Source organism: Mesorhizobium sp. B2-6-2, from assembly GCF_006440615.1.
In the GTDB taxonomy this organism is placed as follows: Bacteria; Pseudomonadota; Alphaproteobacteria; order Rhizobiales; family Rhizobiaceae; genus Mesorhizobium.
In genome coordinates this window covers 193,314-208,535 of the sequence record NZ_VFUG01000002.1, presented here as the reverse complement: position 1 = coordinate 208,535, position 15,222 = coordinate 193,314, and the positions used below count along the sequence as shown (strand labels likewise).

Here is a 15,222-nt window from a genome sequence, read left to right as displayed (position 1 = left end):
TCCCCCGCTTCGGCGGGGGAGATCTCCCGTCGACAAAAGGTGCGGGAAAGACCCTGGTGCGTTTCGCGCCGGGCGGTTTCCGACCAACCGGTACTGGACGAGCCGATGAGCACAGTTGCCGAAACCCAGATCAAGCTGACGCCGGAGCATGACGCCCGCCCTGGCGCGTCGGTCCGTTCGCGGCTGCAGGACCTGCTGCCGAAGATCGTTTTGGCGCCAAGCTTCGCGGCGACGATCGTCTTCGTCTATGGCTTCATTCTGTGGACGATCTATCTGTCCTTCACCAATTCAAAGACCTTCCCGTCCTATGTCATCACTGGCTCGCGCGCCTATCGGCGGCTGTGGGGCTGGACCTTCGACACCGACCCGCCATCGAGCTGGTACACGTCGATCACCAATATGGGCATATTCGGTTTCCTCTACATCCTGATCTGCCTGGCGCTCGGCCTGTTCCTGGCCATCCTGCTCGACCAGAAGATCCGCGGCGAAGGCATGCTCAGGCCGATCTACCTCTACCCTATGGCGCTCTCCTTCATCGTCACCGGCGTTGCGTGGAAATGGTTCCTCGATCCCGGCCTCGGGCTGGAACAGACGCTGCACCAATGGGGCTGGACGAGCTTCCATTTTGACTGGATCAAGAACAAGGATTTCGTCATCTACACGGTTGTGATCGCCGGCGTCTGGCAGGCGTCCGGCTTCGTCATGGCGATGTTCCTGGCCGGCCTGCGCGGCATCGACGGCGAGATCATGAAGGCCGCGCAGATCGACGGCGCTTCCGCCTTCCAGCTCTATCGCCGCATCGTCATCCCGCTGCTGCGACCGATCTTCCTGTCGGCCTTCATCGTGCTCGCGCACCTTGCCATCAAGTCGTATGACCTTGTCGTGGCGCTGACCAGCGGCGGGCCGGGCGGCTCGGCCTGGCTGCCGTCGAACTTCATGTATGAGTACACTTTCAAGCGCAACGAGATGGCCGTCGGCTCGGCCAGCGCCGTGATCATGCTGATGACAATCACGGCCATCATCGTTCCGTATCTCTATTCCGAGCTCAGGGAGAAGTCGCGATGAGCGCTGTCGCTTCACCCGCCCGCCGGACCGCAAGCGGCGCCCGCGCCAGGACGCTCAACCGCATCGTCATCTACGGGCTGCTCGGGCTGTTCGCGATCTTCTATCTGATGCCGCTCTTCGTCATGCTGGTCACCTCGTTCAAGACCATGGACGAGATCCAGAACGGCAACATGCTGTCGCTGCCGCATGCGCCGACCTTCGCACCGTGGATAAAGGCGTGGAGCGAAGTCTGCTCGGGCCTGACCTGCGTCGGCATGAAGGGCTACTTCTGGAACTCCATCAAGATGGTAGTGCCGGCGGTGCTGATCTCGACGCTGCTCGGCGCGCTCAACGGCTATGTGCTGACCAAATGGCGCTTCCGCGGCCACACGCTGGTCTTTGCCATGATGCTGTTCGCCTGCTTCATCCCGTTCCAGTCGGTGCTGTTGCCGATGGCGACGATCCTCGGCAGCCTCGGCCGCTTCGGTGTCACCTTGCAGAACGCCACCGGCTTTAGTTTCGGCCTCGGCAATTCGACCGTCAATCTCGTCTTCGTCCATGTGGTCTACGGCCTCGGCTTCACCACGCTCTTCTTCCGCAATTATTACGAGGCCTTCCCCACCGAGTTGGTGAAGGCGGCACAAGTCGACGGCGCGTCCTTCTTCCAGATATTTCGGCGCATCATGCTGCCCAATTCGCTGCCGATCATCGTTGTGACCGTGATCTACCAGTTCACCAACATCTGGAACGACTTCCTGTTCGCCTCCGCCTATGCCGGCTCCGGCGACGTAATGCCGATGACGGTTGCGCTGAACAACGTCGTCAACACCTCGACGGGCGTCGTCGAATACAACGTCAACATGGCGGCGGCGATGATTGCCGCGCTCCCCACCCTGATCGTCTATGTCGTCGCCGGCCGCTATTTCGTGCGCGGGCTGATGGCGGGCGCGGTCAAGGGCTGACCACATTTGGAAGGAACGACCATGGCTTTTCTGGAAATTGATGGGCTGAAGAAGCGCTTCGGGAATGTCGAGATCCTGAAGGGCATCGATGTCGAGCTCGAAAAAGGCGGCTTCCTGGTGCTGGTCGGTCCGTCCGGTTGCGGCAAGTCCACGCTGCTCAACACCATCGCCGGCCTGGAGCAGATCACCGAGGGCGAGATCCGCGTCGACGGTCGCGCGATCAACGACCTGCACCCTTCGAAGCGCGACATCGCCATGGTGTTCCAGAGCTACGCGCTCTATCCGAACATGACGGTGGCCGGCAACATCGCCTTCGGCATGGAGATGCGCGGCGTGCCGGCGGCCGAGCGCCAGGCGGCGATCGACAAGGTGGCGAAGATCCTGCAGATCGGCCATCTCCTCAAACGCAAGCCGAGCCAGCTTTCCGGCGGCCAGCGGCAGCGCGTCGCCATGGGCCGGGCGCTGGTGCGCGACCCGAAACTCTTCCTGTTCGACGAGCCACTCTCCAACCTGGACGCCAAGCTGCGCGTCGACATGCGCATCGAGATCAAGCGCCTGCACGCCACGACGGGCACGACCATCGTCTATGTCACGCACGACCAGATCGAGGCGATGACGCTGGCGACCAAGATCGCCGTTATGCGCGACGGCGAGGTGCAGCAGTTCGGCACCCCGGCCGAGATCTACAACAACCCGACCAACATCTTCGTCGCCGACTTCATGGGCTCGCCGGCGATGAACCTGATTCCGGCCAAGATCGGCGCCAATGGCAGCGGCCTTTCGGTGGTGCTCGACCGCGAGGCGCGCCAGCCCATCGTGCTGCCGATGCCTGGCGCGCCCTCCGGCCTTGCGGCCTTCAAGGACAAGCCGGTGATCTTCGGCGTGCGCCCCGAAGCGCTGACCGACCCGGAAGGTGCGGAACGCAACGCTTCCAGCATCGCTACGGCCGACTGCCATATCGAAGTGGTGGAGCCGGCGGGATCGGACACTTTCGCCGTCACCAATCTGGGCGGCAAGGGCGTGGTGGCGCGGCTGAGGGCCGATGCGAATATCCAGCCCGGCACCAGCACGCCTTTGGCCTTCAACCTCAGCAAGGCGGTGTTCTTCGACCCGGCGACCGAGAAGCGCATTCTTTAAAAGCTATGGCAAACCCGGATATCGTCATCATCGGCTCCGGCATCGGCGGCGCCACGATCGCCTCCGGCTTGGCCGGCAGCGGCGCCTCGATCCTGATCCTGGAGCGCGGCGAGCCGCTGCCCGCGACGCCGCATGCGCGCTCGACGCGATCGATCTTCATCGACGAGCACTACCGGCCGAAGGAGATGTGGCGCGAGGCCGGCGGTGCCGCCTTCAACCCAGGCAACTACTACTATGTCGGCGGCAATTCGAAATTCTTCGGCGCCGTCCTCATCCGCTACCGCAAGGAGGATTTTTCCGAGCTCGAGCATTTCGGCGGCATCTCGCCGGCCTGGCCGTTTTCCTATGATGAATTCGAGCCATGGTATTCGAAGGCCGAGCAGCTTTTTCGCGTGCGCGGCGCGCTCGGTGAGGATCCGACCGAGCCGTTCCATTCGATCCCCTACGCCTTCAAGCCGGTGCCGGACGAGCCGCCGATCGCGCGCGCCCGCGCCGAGCTGAAGAGACTTGGACTGCACCCCGCCTCGCTGCCGCTCGGCGTCGACATCGAGGCCTGGCTGAAGGACGGCAAGACGGGTTGGGACGCCTTCCCCAACACCGGCCAGGGCAAGATCGACGCCCAGACCGGGCCGCTGACGGCCGCACTCACCGACAAGAACATCCGGCTTGAGACCGGCGCGCATGTCGACTGGCTCGAAACCGCGCCGGACGGCAGGTCGATCGCGGCCATCCATTACACCCAAAACGGCGCGCAAAAGACGCTGTCGCCGAAGCTCGTCATCCTGTCCGCAGGCGCGATCAATTCGGCTGCCATCCTGCTGCGTTCACCTTCCGCAACGGGCAAGGGCCTCGCCAACAGCTCCGACCAGGTCGGGCGCAATTTCATGAATCACAATTCGAGCGCGATGCTGGCGATCGACCCGCGCCGCCGCAACACATCCGTCTACCAGAAGACGCTGATGCTCAACGACTACTATCTGTCGGACGGCAAGGGCGGCAAGCCGCTCGGCAATGTGCAACTGCTCGGCAAGATCGACGGCAACATGCTCAAGGCCAATGTGAAGAGGATGCCGAAATTCGCGCTCGACTTCGTGGCCGGCCACGCCGTCGACTGGTATCTGATGTGCGAGGACCTGCCCGATCCCGAAAGCCGCATCATGGTCGACGGCAAGGAGATCGTCATGCAGTGGCGGCGCTCCAACATGCAGTCGCTGGATGGCCTGACCAAGGTCATGCGCGAGAACCTTCGCGCCTGCGGCTATCCGATCGTGTTGTCGCGGCCCTTCGACAAGCGCACGCCATCGCACCAATGCGGCACCGTGAAGATGGGCAACGATCCGGCCACCTCGCCGCTCGACCCCTACTGCCGCGCCTGGGACCATCAAAACCTGTTCGTCGTCGACGGCGGCTTCCTGCCGACCTCCGCCGCCGTCAACCCGGCGCTATCGATCGCGGCGCAGGCGCTGCGCGTGGCCGACCATATTCGCAGGACGGAGCTTTCTTCATGATAGGCCGGCGCCACCCCTCATCCGCCTGCCGGCACCTTCTCCCCGTAAACGGGGAGAAGAAGGCTGGCCGCAACGCCGGCACCCATTCTGCAACGCTTGCGACTGGCGAAGCCGGCGACAAAGGCTTCCTTCTCCCCGTCACTATACGGGGAGAAGTGCCCGGCAGGGCGATGAGGGGCAGCGCGAACGTTCAAAAGGCTAGTCTCCAATGACCCGCCCGGCAGCCATCGTCACCGGCGGCGCGCGTGGCATCGGCCTCGCTTGCGCCGAGGCGCTGGCGGACGCCGGCTTCGACCTCCTCGTCGCCGACCTTGCCGACAATCCCGTCGGCGGTCTCGCCGAAAACATCGCCGGACGCAGCGCGAAGTTCGCTTACGCCCAATGCGACATCGCTGATCTCGCCGGCCATTCGAGACTTGTCGAAGCCGCAACCAACGCCTTCGGCCGGATCGATTGCCTGGTCAACAACGCCGGCGTCGGCGCCGTGGTGCGCGGCGATCTGTTGGAGCTGAAGCCGGAGAATTTCGACCGCGCTCTGGATATCAACCTGCGCGGTACAGTGTTCCTCAGCCAGGCCGTCGCCAAGGTCATGCTTGCGGCACCCGCAAACGCCGTCCGATCGATCATCACCATCACCTCGGTCAGCGCCGCCATGGCTTCGCCGGAACGCGCCGACTACTGCATCTCCAAGGCCGGCTTGTCCATGTGGGTGAAGAACCTGGCGCTGCGGCTCGCACCCGAAAATATCGGCGTGTTCGAGGTCCGGCCGGGCATCATCCGAACCGATATGACGGCTGGCGTTTCCGCCAAATATGACGCGCTGATCGAGGACGGCCTGGTGCCGGCAAAACGCTGGGGTGAGGCCGGCGACATCGGCGCCGTCGTAGCCGCGCTAGCCTCCGGAAAATTCGGCTTTTCGACAGGATCGGTCATCGATGTCGACGGCGCGCTCTCCGTGCCACGCTTGTGAGGAACAATGGCTGACTACATCATCGTCGGCGCCGGTCCGGCCGGCTGCGTTCTCGCCAACCGGCTGAGCGAGGATCCGTCCAATTCCGTCCTGCTTCTGGAGGCCGGCGGCAAGGACTGGCACCCGCTGATCCACATGCCGGCGGGCTTTGCCAAGATGACCAAGGGCATCGCCTCCTGGGGCTGGTCGACAGTGCCGCAGGGGCATATGAAGGACCGCGTCTTCTGGTACACGCAGGCCAAGGTCGTCGGCGGCGGCTCGTCGATCAACGCCCAGATCTACACGCGCGGCAATGCCCGCGACTATGACGCCTGGGAGAAGGAAGAGGGGTTGGCCGGCTGGGGCTATCGCGATGTTCTGCCCTATTTCAAGCGCGCCGAGAACAACCAGCGCTTCGCCAACGATTTCCATGGCGACCAAGGGCCGCTCGGCGTCTCCAACCCGATCTCGCCGCTGCCGATCTGCGAGGCCTATTTCCGCGCCGGGCAGGAAATGGGAATACCCTTCAACCCCGACTTCAACGGCGCCAGCCAGGAAGGCGTCGGCTACTATCAGCTGACCCAGAAAGACGCGCGGCGCTCGTCGGCCTCCGTCGCCTATCTGAAGCCGATCCGCAGCCGCAAGAACCTGACGGTCAGGACCGATGTGCTCGTCACCCGCGTCGTTGTCGAGAAGGGTCGCGCCGTCGGCGTCGAGATCGTCGACAAGCCGGGCGGTGAGAAGACCATATTGCGCGCCGAACGCGAGGTGATCGTCTCGTCGGGCGCGATCGGTTCGCCAAAACTCCTCATGCAATCCGGTATCGGCCCCGCGGACCATCTAAAGTCGGTGGGCGTCACGCCCGTGCATGACCTGCCCGGCGTCGGCTCCAACATGCAGGATCATCTCGACCTCTTCGTCATTGCCGAATGCACCGGCGATCACACCTACGACAATTACGCCAAGCTGCACCGCACGATGTGGGCCGGCTTGCAATATCTGCTGCTCAAGAAGGGCCCCGTCGCCTCGAGCCTGTTCGAGACCGGCGGCTTCTGGTACGCCGACCCGACCGCCGCCTCGCCCGACATCCAGTTCCATCTCGGCCTCGGCTCCGGCATCGAGGCCGGCGTCGAGAAGCTGAAGAATCCCGGCGTGACGCTGAACTCCGCCTTCCTGCGCCCGCGCTCGCGCGGCACGGTGCGATTGAAGAGCGCCGACCCGGCCGACCACCCGCTGATCGATCCGAACTACTGGTCGGACCCTTACGACCGCGACATGTCGATCAAGGGCCTGCGGCTGGCCCGCGAGATCATGCGGCAGAAGGCGCTGCAGCCTTATGTGCTGCGCGAGGTGCTGCCCGGCCCTGCCCTGCAAGGCGACGCGGACCTCTTCGACTACGCCTGCCGCTCCTCCAAGACCGACCACCACCCCGTCGGCACCTGCCGCATGGGGCATGATGCGATGGCCGTGGTGACGCCGGATTTGAGGCTGCGCGGCATCGAAGGTCTGCGCGTCTGCGATGCGTCGGTGATGCCGCGCGTTCCCTCCTCCAACACCAATGCGCCGACGATCATGGTCGGCGAAAAGGGCGCCGATCTCATCCTCGGCCGCGAGCCGCTGCCGCCGGCCGTGTTCAAGGGCAACCAGGCGGCATGAGGCATCAACGATGATCCGGCATTGCGTCTTTGTCCGCTTTCGCGACGACGTCCCTGAGACCGAGCGCGCGGCGATTCACGCCGATCTCGAAGCCTTGCGCGCCGTTATCGACGGCATGGACAGGGTGCAATTCAGCGCCAATGTCAGCCCGGAGCCGTTCGGGCGCGGCTTCGGCCACGGCTTCACCATCGACTTTCGCGATGCCGCCGCCCGCGACGCCTATCTCGTTCACGAGGCGCATCAGCGCGCCGGCGCCCGACTGGTCGCCGCGCTTGAAGGCGGCACCGATGGGCTGATGGTCATCGATCTGGAGCATGAATCCGAAAAGTGGGAACCGGTTTTCGGAAAAGATCATGCTCCAACAAAGAGTTAGATTGGGGCGACGATCCAACAAGGATTCACGCGACATGCCATAGGTCTTTGATTTTACTCATGTCTTTGTCCCGAAACCGCTGCACGCGCTGCAGGCTTTCGGAAGATACTTTAACACGAAAGCCGTCAATCGAGCGCGTCTAGGTCGATGACCTGGCCAACAGCGCCCTGCAACGATGCCGCTGCCGCGGCGCCCGAGAAGTTGGCGCGCAGCGCACCCACCGGGTCGCGGTCGCGGCCAAGGGCCAATCGACAGGTCGGGGTTGCCCGGCCGTTGACTTCGATCAGATGGGCGGTTCCTTCTTCGTCGAGAATGAAGTCGATCCCAGCGAGACCCGTCAGCCGCAATTGCTCCATGACCTTGCTGGCGGCCTGGAGTATCCCGGGATGGTCGATCACGCGAACTGTCTTCGCAGGACCGTTCCTGCATCGGCTTTCCAGCACCTCCACTGCCACCGCGGCTAACACTTTTCCGTCAACGACAGCGAGCGCGACGTTGGCGTCGCGTCCGGCCACATAGGCTTGTGCGTGCACAAAGGGCTTGCGGCCACGCCACAGATCCCGCAGTGAGCTGAGGTCGGCGTTCACGATCGCCCGTTTGAGGGCGCGGAAGAGGCTCGGACGGCGCGATAGGCAGCGCCACAGATGGGCGGCATGCGCCCTGTCGCGGGCGATGGCCACTCCGCGGCCACCCCAACTGCGGTCGGTTTTCAACACGATCGGCAGACCGTATGCGTTAATCCATTTGTCTAGCTCGGCAGGATCGCCGATACGTTGCGTCGGTGGCGCCTTGACCCCGGCAGCAAGCGCAATTTCGATCATCTCGGAGCGGGAGAGGTCCGGCCACGCACTTCGGCAGCTGTCGCGGATATTCCTCACCAAGTCCAATGCGGGCTCGTCACAGGGGACTACAAGATCCGGATTAACGCGCGCGATGAGTGTCCTAAGCGCGCGCTCTGGATGTTGCCACGGCATGCGGTACGACGCCAAGCCCGGCTGGCGCCGCATCGGATGCCGTCTTGGACAAAGCGCCACGACTCTGAAGCCGCCCCGCGCGAGGGCCGCGACGACGCCGACGGTCATTGGCCAGCGGAAGGTCGTGACGACGAGGGCGAGAGGCCGATGAGCGGTACCCTCCGGCCCTAAATGCTTGTCGACCAATCCTGCGAGCCGCTCGATCGACGTTGTGGCCCGCACAAGGTCGAGATGGTCGCCGGCGACTTCCTCGACGACAAGCCCATAGCTTCTCGCACGCCAGAGATCGGCCGGTCGACAGCCGAACATGGTGGGATCGCCAGCGCTGAGCAGTATCAGAGCACCGGGATAGAATGGAGGATCGTACGCGCGCAATGCGGCCATATTGGCGTCTGCGAGCGTCTCCGGTGTCGGTTCGTCAACTGGCGGCGCCGAGCTCCGCCATCTCGACTGGAGCCTTTGTGCCAACCGCCGGGCGCGGAAGGTCAATTCGCGAAATGCAGGGCCGGGCAACCGCCAGCCGATCTGGACCAGTTGGGCCTTGGTCCTGCGAACCTGCCCGAACCACCATGCCTTTCCCGGCCAGAACCGCTGGTCGTAATATGCATCGATCAGGATCGGCGGCGCCACCTTCTCGCCCGCATGTTTCAGTTGCCGAGCAACTTCCACCGCGACGAGGGCTCCGAAGGAGTAGCCAACCAGCCGGTAGGGGCCGTGTGGCTGGACCGTACGCAAGGCAGCAACCGCCGAGGCGGCGAGGCGACCAAGAGCATTGCTGCTCCCGGTCTGGAACGAGTAGGAGAGGCCGAAGATACGCCCTGGCATCGCCAGCCGCTCTGCCAGCCGGGCCAGCTCGCGGGCGTGTCCACCCAAGCCCGGGAAGAAAAACACCGTATCGGCGGCTGTGCCGTCGCGCAGGAGCTCCAGCGGCAAGGCTGCCGGGCGAGTCTCTCCAGCTGAGATAAACCGGTCCGACCTATACTCGATGACGGCAGCGTCACTCATATTCAGGCTGCCTGGGCGCTCTGCTGTCCGCGACGCCGACATTTCGGCGTACGCGGGTTGTCTCCAGGTGTTGCACAATCCGGCGAGCCGTGTAGTCGGCGCCGGCAACGAAACGCATAAGAGGGCCGAAGCTGCTGGCCGCAGCCAGTCCCGTCGCGTAGAGGCCGGGAGCCGAAGTCTCGAAATCGTGCGACAGGATCGGCACGCCGGCCACATGGCGGATTGCTCCTCGCAGCGACTTGTCTAGAAATTGCAGACGTTCGATCTGCGGCCAATAGCCGGTTGCAGCGATGACATGATCGACGTCGAGGGTTTTCGATTTGCCGGATGCATCGCCCAGCTTCAGCCGCACGCCGTTCCCGGTGGGCGCCGCGCCTTGCAGATGATGGCCGGCAAGGACCTCGGCCCCTCCCAGCACCTTGCCGCGGAGATACCATGCGGAGGACGGCCCGAGATGTCGGCGCAGGATGTTCAGCCGCAAGCGAGCCGGGAGGAGGCGATAAATCTGCGGCAGGTCGCTCGCAAGGCGGGACCGCCAACCAGGTCCAAGTGGCGACGAGGGATGCGTCAGCCACCCTAAGAGCGGCGGCTCACCGGCAGTGGGCTCAGAAGCAAAACGGATTCGATCCGCCCGGGTCACGATCTTCGGGCGAGCGCCTGCGTCGATCAGCGCAGCGGCCAGATCGACTGCCGACGCGCCTGCGCCGACAATAGCGATATCGCGCCCAGCGAAGCGATCCATATTGCGGTGGTCGGCGCTGTGACTGACCAGCGATGCGGGAAGGTCCGCCAGTTCTCTCGGCGCCACCCTGAAATGCGTGACGCCGACGGCCAGCACGACGCGCCGGGCCAGCACTGTCTGACCTTCCTCGGTTGTCAGCCTGAACCCATCGCCGCTGCGTCCGATATGACTAACGTTCACGGTTTCCAGGTGAGGGACGAAGCGTCGCTGGAAGTCCAGTCCGTAGGCGACAAAGGTCTCGAGCGACGCTGGCTCACCCTTGTCGCCGTAGGGAATCCCTCTGGTACGGCAGAACTCCCCGAGGGTCGACCCGGGACCCGGCGCCGACAGGTTGGACGCGAAGCCGTCCGACTTGAGCTTCATGCCGGCCGGCATGGCCGTGCACCAGGTCTGAAGCGGATTTCCAAAGACCCGCAGGCTTCGGCCCGCTGTGATGACGTTTGCCGCGACGGATAGCCCATAAGGGCCTGCCCCCACGACAGCAACATCCACGCTCGACGCCCCCATCTCAACGCTTCTCCCAGTCTGTGTTGCCGAAGAGACTGTCGGCGCGATGCCGCCATCCGGCTGCCACCGCAACCCACCGGTGGCCTTCCTTAGACTCGTGGCTGCGGGTCTGATTGCGAGAGCCGCCGCGTCCCGCCTGTCCTAAGCGATTGCGAAGTAGACCGCCCGGTTCCGGTAGGGAGTCAGAATGATTGTTGAAAGGTAGGTGAGCCGCCACGAGATCCGCCGTTGCCGAGACAAAATCCAGCTGGGCATTAGTAACAGCACAGATCGGAGTAGAGTAGGGGTAGCTCCCTACACCGTTAGTCTGTCTCACCCCTATCCGGCAGCAGAAAACGCAGGAGAGAAGTAAGATTTTAGGTCCCTAGGTCGGCGGTGCTTCGCGCAGCCCAGCGACTTGTGCGACGGAGTCCTCGAGCGCCGATGCCCAACAAGGGGTCGAGGCTTGGCGCAGCCTATTGCGGCGAACACCGGGTCGCCAGCGCAACTGACGCGCCTCCGGCAAGACTAACCAGCGGTATCAGCCATAGGTTGAACAAGGGCAGATATGAAAACAGGGGCGGCAGAAGCAACAATCCCGCGAACAGGCCGGCAAGCAGGCAAGCTGTTTGCCCGGCCGAGCGCCACCAGCTCAGAATGGCGATTGCCGTCATCATCCCGAGCATTGCCGCCCGCAGCGGGATTATCGTATCCTCTTTGTCGGACATGCGTATGCGGTCGGCCGCCCTTGGACGCTCGTGTTCTGTCGCCCTGCCGATTCCATCGCCGCGCATCACCGCCTTTATCTCCTCTCGGGTCAGCGCCAGTGAGTAGATTCGCGCGTCGTCAATGGAACCAGCAAACGCATAGCCGTCGGCGTCCTGGCGCTGCCCCACCGCAACACCCGCGCGAGCGCTGCGCTGTTGTGGCGTTATGGTGCCAAGAAGATCGCCATTGTCCAGTTCGCCATCGAGGTAGACGTCCAGGGTCCGGGCCGCAGCATTATATACGCCCGCGATATGGTACCAGGCGCCAAGGCCCAGAGGAGTGGCCCCGTACCGGGCCATGAGTTCCCCGTGCGAGTTGGTGAGCTTGAAGCCGATCGTGCGGGGCCCTCGGTCCACGGTCGTGTCCAGTTGGTAGCCGGCGTCTCCGCCGAATTGCGATATTACCGCCGCGTCATTTGCCGGAAACTTTGACGAATTGATCCAAGCGGTGATCGTCATGCTGCCGGCGAGCCGCAACGGTGTGGATTGGTGGAGATCGATTGAGTCGGTTGCACCATCGAAAGCGGCTGCACCATTCAGAACGCCCGAGACTCGCTTGGGCGGGTTGTGGAATCTTCCATTCAAGCCGTGTCCGGAAGAATCCCCTGCGGTATTTCCGCCCGGCTCGTCGAATTTCCAATGAGCCTCGAGTGTTCCCGGCGATGTGTATCCTCGCGTGTTGATAGGATTTGCCGCTGGAACCAAACCCCAGATCACGATCGCGCACGCCCCGATAGCGCCTCCCCATCCCGTCCACCGGTTCAAAGCGAGTTCTGGGGGCCGAAGCTCCCAATAGGTGCCGATGCCGGCTCCCAGCGCAGCGCCGATGGTGTTGGCGAGAATATCCGCTCCGGAAGGATCGCGATACATCATCACGAGCTGGCTGACTTCCGCGGTCGTTGATAGCAAGGCTGCCGCAACTATTGCTTGCAACCGGCCCACCCTGGCGAAAACCAGCCCCACCGGCACAAATCCCAAGACATTTGCTACGAAGTCGCCAGGATAAGCCCTGAAGTCCAGCGTTGCGTGGCCGAGGTCCCGCATCTCCACGGGAACCGCGATAGCAGCTAGAGTGAGCAGCAACACTGGGGCCCACAATGCAACTCGAAGATCGGGATTGGACCCTGTCACGAAAGCCCGTCCGCTCACGCCCTCATATGTCAAGGCGTTTACGGGATTGTCCAGAGGCAGACCTTCACGAGATATCAGCCTTGCGACCAAGTGCCTCTCACCCGTTCGTATACTGTCAAGTAACAAGAATTGGATGGGAAGAGTTCGAATGCCTGACTTCGAGTCCTTGTTGATTGCGTCTCGGCGGCGCGCGGGAACAGGGTTCCTTTTCGGAATTGCGCAAAACAAAGACTTACAGCGGTTCGGCGATTCCGTGAAACGCTGAACCGCTCCAGCGTTTACGGAAATGTGACCGCCGGTCCTCGAAAACCGGCAAACCAGCTGTTCTCTTTTGCACCTGGTGGAACATATCCTTGCGCCTGGTGGAACATATCGTGGCCTTTGGGGGATGCAAAAGGAGAACTGCCTTGAACCTCACCCCCGAGCAGAAGAAAACCGTAACCGCATCGTTTCTCGGCTGGACGCTCGACGCTTTTGATTTCTTCCTTCTGACGTTCCTTCTCACCGATATTGCCGCTGAGTTCCAGACCGACGTGCCGGCGGTCTCCAAAGCACTGTTCCTGACACTGGCGACACGCTTCATCGGCGCGTTCTTCTTCGGCATGCTTGCCGACAGATACGGCCGCAAGCCCATTCTGATGCTCAATATCGTCAGCTATTCGGTGATCGGCGCTTTAGCCGCCTTCTCGCCCAATCTCGGCATATTCCTGGCGCTGCGTGCCCTGTTCGGCATCGCCATGGGAGGCGAATGGGGTCTGGGCAGCTCGCTCGCCATGGAATCCATTCCGCCGAGCGCGCGCGGCACGGTCTCGGGCATTCTGCAATGCGGCTATCCGGCCGGCTATCTGCTGGCCGCGGTGGTCTACGGGCTGCTCTACGGGCAGAAGATCGGCGACTTTACCTTCGGTTGGCGCGCCATGTTCCTCCTGAGCTTCCTGCCGGCGCTGATCGTGCTCTTCATCCGCTCGCATGTGCCGGAATCGCCGGCCTTCGTCGAGGGCCGCGCCCAGACACGACCCGGCCTCCTCGAAACGCTGCGGAAGCACTGGCGGATCGCGCTCTATGCCGTGGTGCTGATGATGTTCTTCAACTTCTTCAGCCATGGTACGCAGGACCTCTATCCCACCTTCCTGAAAAAGCAGCATGGCTTCGACGCGCACACGGTGAGCTGGATCACCATCGTCGCCAATATCGGCGCCATCGTCGGCGGCCTGGCCTTCGGCGCGCTATCGGAAAGGATCGGCCGCATCAATGCCATCACGCTCGCCTGTGTGATCGCCTTGCCGGCAATTCCGCTATGGGCCTACACGACCACGCCCTTCATGCTGGCGATCGGCGCCTTCATCATGCAGGTAGCTGTGCAGGGCGCCTGGGGCGTCATCCCGGTGCATCTCAACGAATTGTCGCCGGGCTCGGTGCGGGCGACCTTGCCCGGCTTCATCTATCAGGCCGGCAATCTCGCCGCTTCCTATGGCGGTCCCTATCAGGCCGGCATCGCCGAAGCGCCGGGAGGCAGCTACGGCTATGCGCTGGCCCTGTTTGCCGGCGTGGTTGCCGTCTGCATCATCGTCGTCATCCGCTTCAGTCCGGAAAAGCGCGGCCAGGTGATGACCGTCCTCGGCTGAGGGTCTGTTTTCAACCCATTCTGAGCGCCGCGACGCCGGCAACGATGCCGAGCGCCGCGGCCGCGCGCCAGACGGTCATCTTCTCGCCCAGCGCCAGCACCGAGATCAGCATGGCGAACAGGATCGAGGTCTCGCGCAGCGACGCGACCGAGGCTATCGGCGCCTTGGTCATTGCCCACATCGCGATCCAATAGGCCGCGCCGCTGAGCACGCCGGTGAACAGCCCGGCCTTCCAGTCGTGCGCCAACACAGGCAGCGACCGCGGCCCGCGAAAGAAGATGCACAGCACAAGTGCCCACGTCGCGTCGCAGATGAACAGCCAGGCCGCATAGCTTTGCGCGGTTGCCGCCAGCCGCGCGCCGCTGCCGTCTGACAGCGTGTAGCTGGCGATGAAGATCGACGTGCCGAGCGCGAAGCCGACCGCGCGCAGATTGAGCTTCTCCAGATGCGCCCCGCCCCGAAACGACATGACCAGCGTGCCCGCCGACAAAAGCACGATGCCGAGGATGGCGAACGGCGCCGGGACCTCGCCGATCAGGACGATGCCGCCGAGCACCGAGAGCAATGGTGCGGTGCCGCGCGCCAGCGGATAGGTCTGGGCGAAATCGCCGGCCTTGTAGGCGCCGATCAAGAAAGTGCGGTAGCCCATGTGGAAGATCACCGAGGCGAAGATGTAGGGCCAAACTTCGGCCTTTGGCACCTCGACGAAGGGAAGCGCGACCAGCGCCGCAAAGCCCATGCCGAGCGTCATCAGCGTGATCGACAGGAAGCGGTCGAGATGCACCTTGACCAACGCGTTCCAGATCGCATGCATGGCCGCCGCCGAAAGCACCGCCAGGACGACGAACAGCGTCATGCCTGCC

General features: G+C 63.4%; 12 protein-coding genes. 8 read left to right on the top strand and 4 right to left on the bottom strand.

Translation table 11 applies throughout. From position 1 onward, the window contains the following. Positions 1-105: 105 nt before the first annotated feature. From FJ419_RS06395 to FJ419_RS06360, 7 genes are all read left to right on the top strand, one after another. Positions 106-1,065, top strand: a complete 960-nt coding sequence (locus FJ419_RS06395) for a sugar ABC transporter permease (protein WP_140688602.1) — start codon at positions 106-108, stop codon at positions 1,063-1,065. Next, complete coding sequence (locus FJ419_RS06390; protein ID WP_140688600.1) at positions 1,062-2,006, top strand: carbohydrate ABC transporter permease; 945 nt, start codon at positions 1,062-1,064, stop codon at positions 2,004-2,006. The genes FJ419_RS06395 and FJ419_RS06390 overlap by 4 nt, the downstream gene beginning before the upstream one ends. Positions 2,007-2,027: 21 nt before the next feature. Next, positions 2,028-3,143, top strand: a complete 1,116-nt coding sequence (locus FJ419_RS06385; protein WP_140541876.1) for an ABC transporter ATP-binding protein — start codon at positions 2,028-2,030, stop codon at positions 3,141-3,143. Between the two features lie 5 nt (positions 3,144-3,148). Continuing rightward, complete coding sequence (locus FJ419_RS06380) at positions 3,149-4,651, top strand: GMC family oxidoreductase (RefSeq protein ID WP_140688598.1); 1,503 nt, start codon at positions 3,149-3,151, stop codon at positions 4,649-4,651. 208 nt (positions 4,652-4,859) lie between these two features. Further along, positions 4,860-5,621: a 3-ketoacyl-ACP reductase gene (locus FJ419_RS06370; protein ID WP_140688597.1), complete on the top strand. Its 762-nt coding sequence runs from the start codon at positions 4,860-4,862 to the stop codon at positions 5,619-5,621. 6 nt (positions 5,622-5,627) lie between these two features. Next, complete coding sequence (locus FJ419_RS06365; RefSeq protein WP_140688596.1) at positions 5,628-7,256, top strand: choline dehydrogenase; 1,629 nt, start codon at positions 5,628-5,630, stop codon at positions 7,254-7,256. Positions 7,257-7,266: 10 nt separating this feature from the next. Further along, positions 7,267-7,629: a Dabb family protein gene (locus FJ419_RS06360; protein WP_140688595.1), complete on the top strand. Its 363-nt coding sequence runs from the start codon at positions 7,267-7,269 to the stop codon at positions 7,627-7,629. Positions 7,630-7,754: 125 nt separating this feature from the next. On the opposite strand, the gene FJ419_RS06355 is transcribed toward FJ419_RS06360, so the two are convergent. From FJ419_RS06355 to FJ419_RS06345, 3 genes are all read right to left on the bottom strand, one after another. After that, entirely contained in the window at positions 7,755-9,608 is a 1,854-nt protein-coding gene (locus tag FJ419_RS06355) for a thioesterase domain-containing protein (protein WP_181170630.1), read from the bottom strand. Continuing rightward, entirely contained in the window at positions 9,601-10,857 is a 1,257-nt protein-coding gene (locus tag FJ419_RS06350; RefSeq protein WP_140688593.1) for an NAD(P)-binding domain-containing protein, read from the bottom strand. Before FJ419_RS06350 ends, FJ419_RS06355 begins: the two co-directional genes overlap by 8 nt. Positions 10,858-11,312: 455 nt before the next feature. Continuing rightward, the gene (locus FJ419_RS06345; RefSeq protein WP_140688592.1) at positions 11,313-12,689 is read right to left on the bottom strand and encodes a LamG-like jellyroll fold domain-containing protein; all 1,377 of its coding nucleotides are present in this window, start codon (positions 12,687-12,689) and stop codon (positions 11,313-11,315) included. A 452-nt stretch (positions 12,690-13,141) separates the two neighbouring features. Here FJ419_RS06345 and FJ419_RS06340 point away from each other — a divergent pair, with 452 nt between their 5' ends. Continuing rightward, on the top strand, positions 13,142-14,359 hold the full coding sequence (locus FJ419_RS06340) for an MFS transporter (RefSeq protein ID WP_140688591.1): 1,218 nt from the start codon (positions 13,142-13,144) through the stop codon (positions 14,357-14,359). A 10-nt stretch (positions 14,360-14,369) separates the two neighbouring features. Here FJ419_RS06340 and FJ419_RS06335 read toward each other — a convergent pair whose 3' ends face one another. Next, a complete protein-coding gene (locus tag FJ419_RS06335; RefSeq protein ID WP_140688590.1) occupies positions 14,370-15,215 on the bottom strand; it encodes an EamA family transporter in 846 nt (281 codons plus the stop codon). Between the last annotated feature and the right edge of the window lie 7 nt (positions 15,216-15,222).

Excerpts from the sequence above, each read along its gene's own strand:
- FJ419_RS06385 (WP_140541876.1), top strand. The coding sequence starts at position 2,028 with ATGGCTTTTCTGGAAATTGATGGGCTGAAGAAGCGCTTCGGGAATGTC.
- FJ419_RS06380 (WP_140688598.1), top strand. The coding sequence starts at position 3,149 with ATGGCAAACCCGGATATCGTCATCATCGGCTCCGGCATCGGCGGCGCC.
- FJ419_RS06360 (WP_140688595.1), top strand. The coding sequence starts at position 7,267 with ATGATCCGGCATTGCGTCTTTGTCCGCTTTCGCGACGACGTCCCTGAG.
- FJ419_RS06350 (WP_140688593.1), bottom strand. The coding sequence starts at position 10,857 with ATGGGGGCGTCGAGCGTGGATGTTGCTGTCGTGGGGGCAGGCCCTTAT.
- FJ419_RS06335 (WP_140688590.1), bottom strand. The coding sequence starts at position 15,215 with ATGACGCTGTTCGTCGTCCTGGCGGTGCTTTCGGCGGCGGCCATGCAT.
- FJ419_RS06365 (WP_140688596.1), top strand. The coding sequence starts at position 5,628 with ATGGCTGACTACATCATCGTCGGCGCCGGTCCGGCCGGCTGCGTTCTC.
- FJ419_RS06355 (WP_181170630.1), bottom strand. The coding sequence starts at position 9,608 with ATGAGTGACGCTGCCGTCATCGAGTATAGGTCGGACCGGTTTATCTCA.
- FJ419_RS06395 (WP_140688602.1), top strand. The coding sequence starts at position 106 with ATGAGCACAGTTGCCGAAACCCAGATCAAGCTGACGCCGGAGCATGAC.
- FJ419_RS06370 (WP_140688597.1), top strand. The coding sequence starts at position 4,860 with ATGACCCGCCCGGCAGCCATCGTCACCGGCGGCGCGCGTGGCATCGGC.
- FJ419_RS06390 (WP_140688600.1), top strand. The coding sequence starts at position 1,062 with ATGAGCGCTGTCGCTTCACCCGCCCGCCGGACCGCAAGCGGCGCCCGC.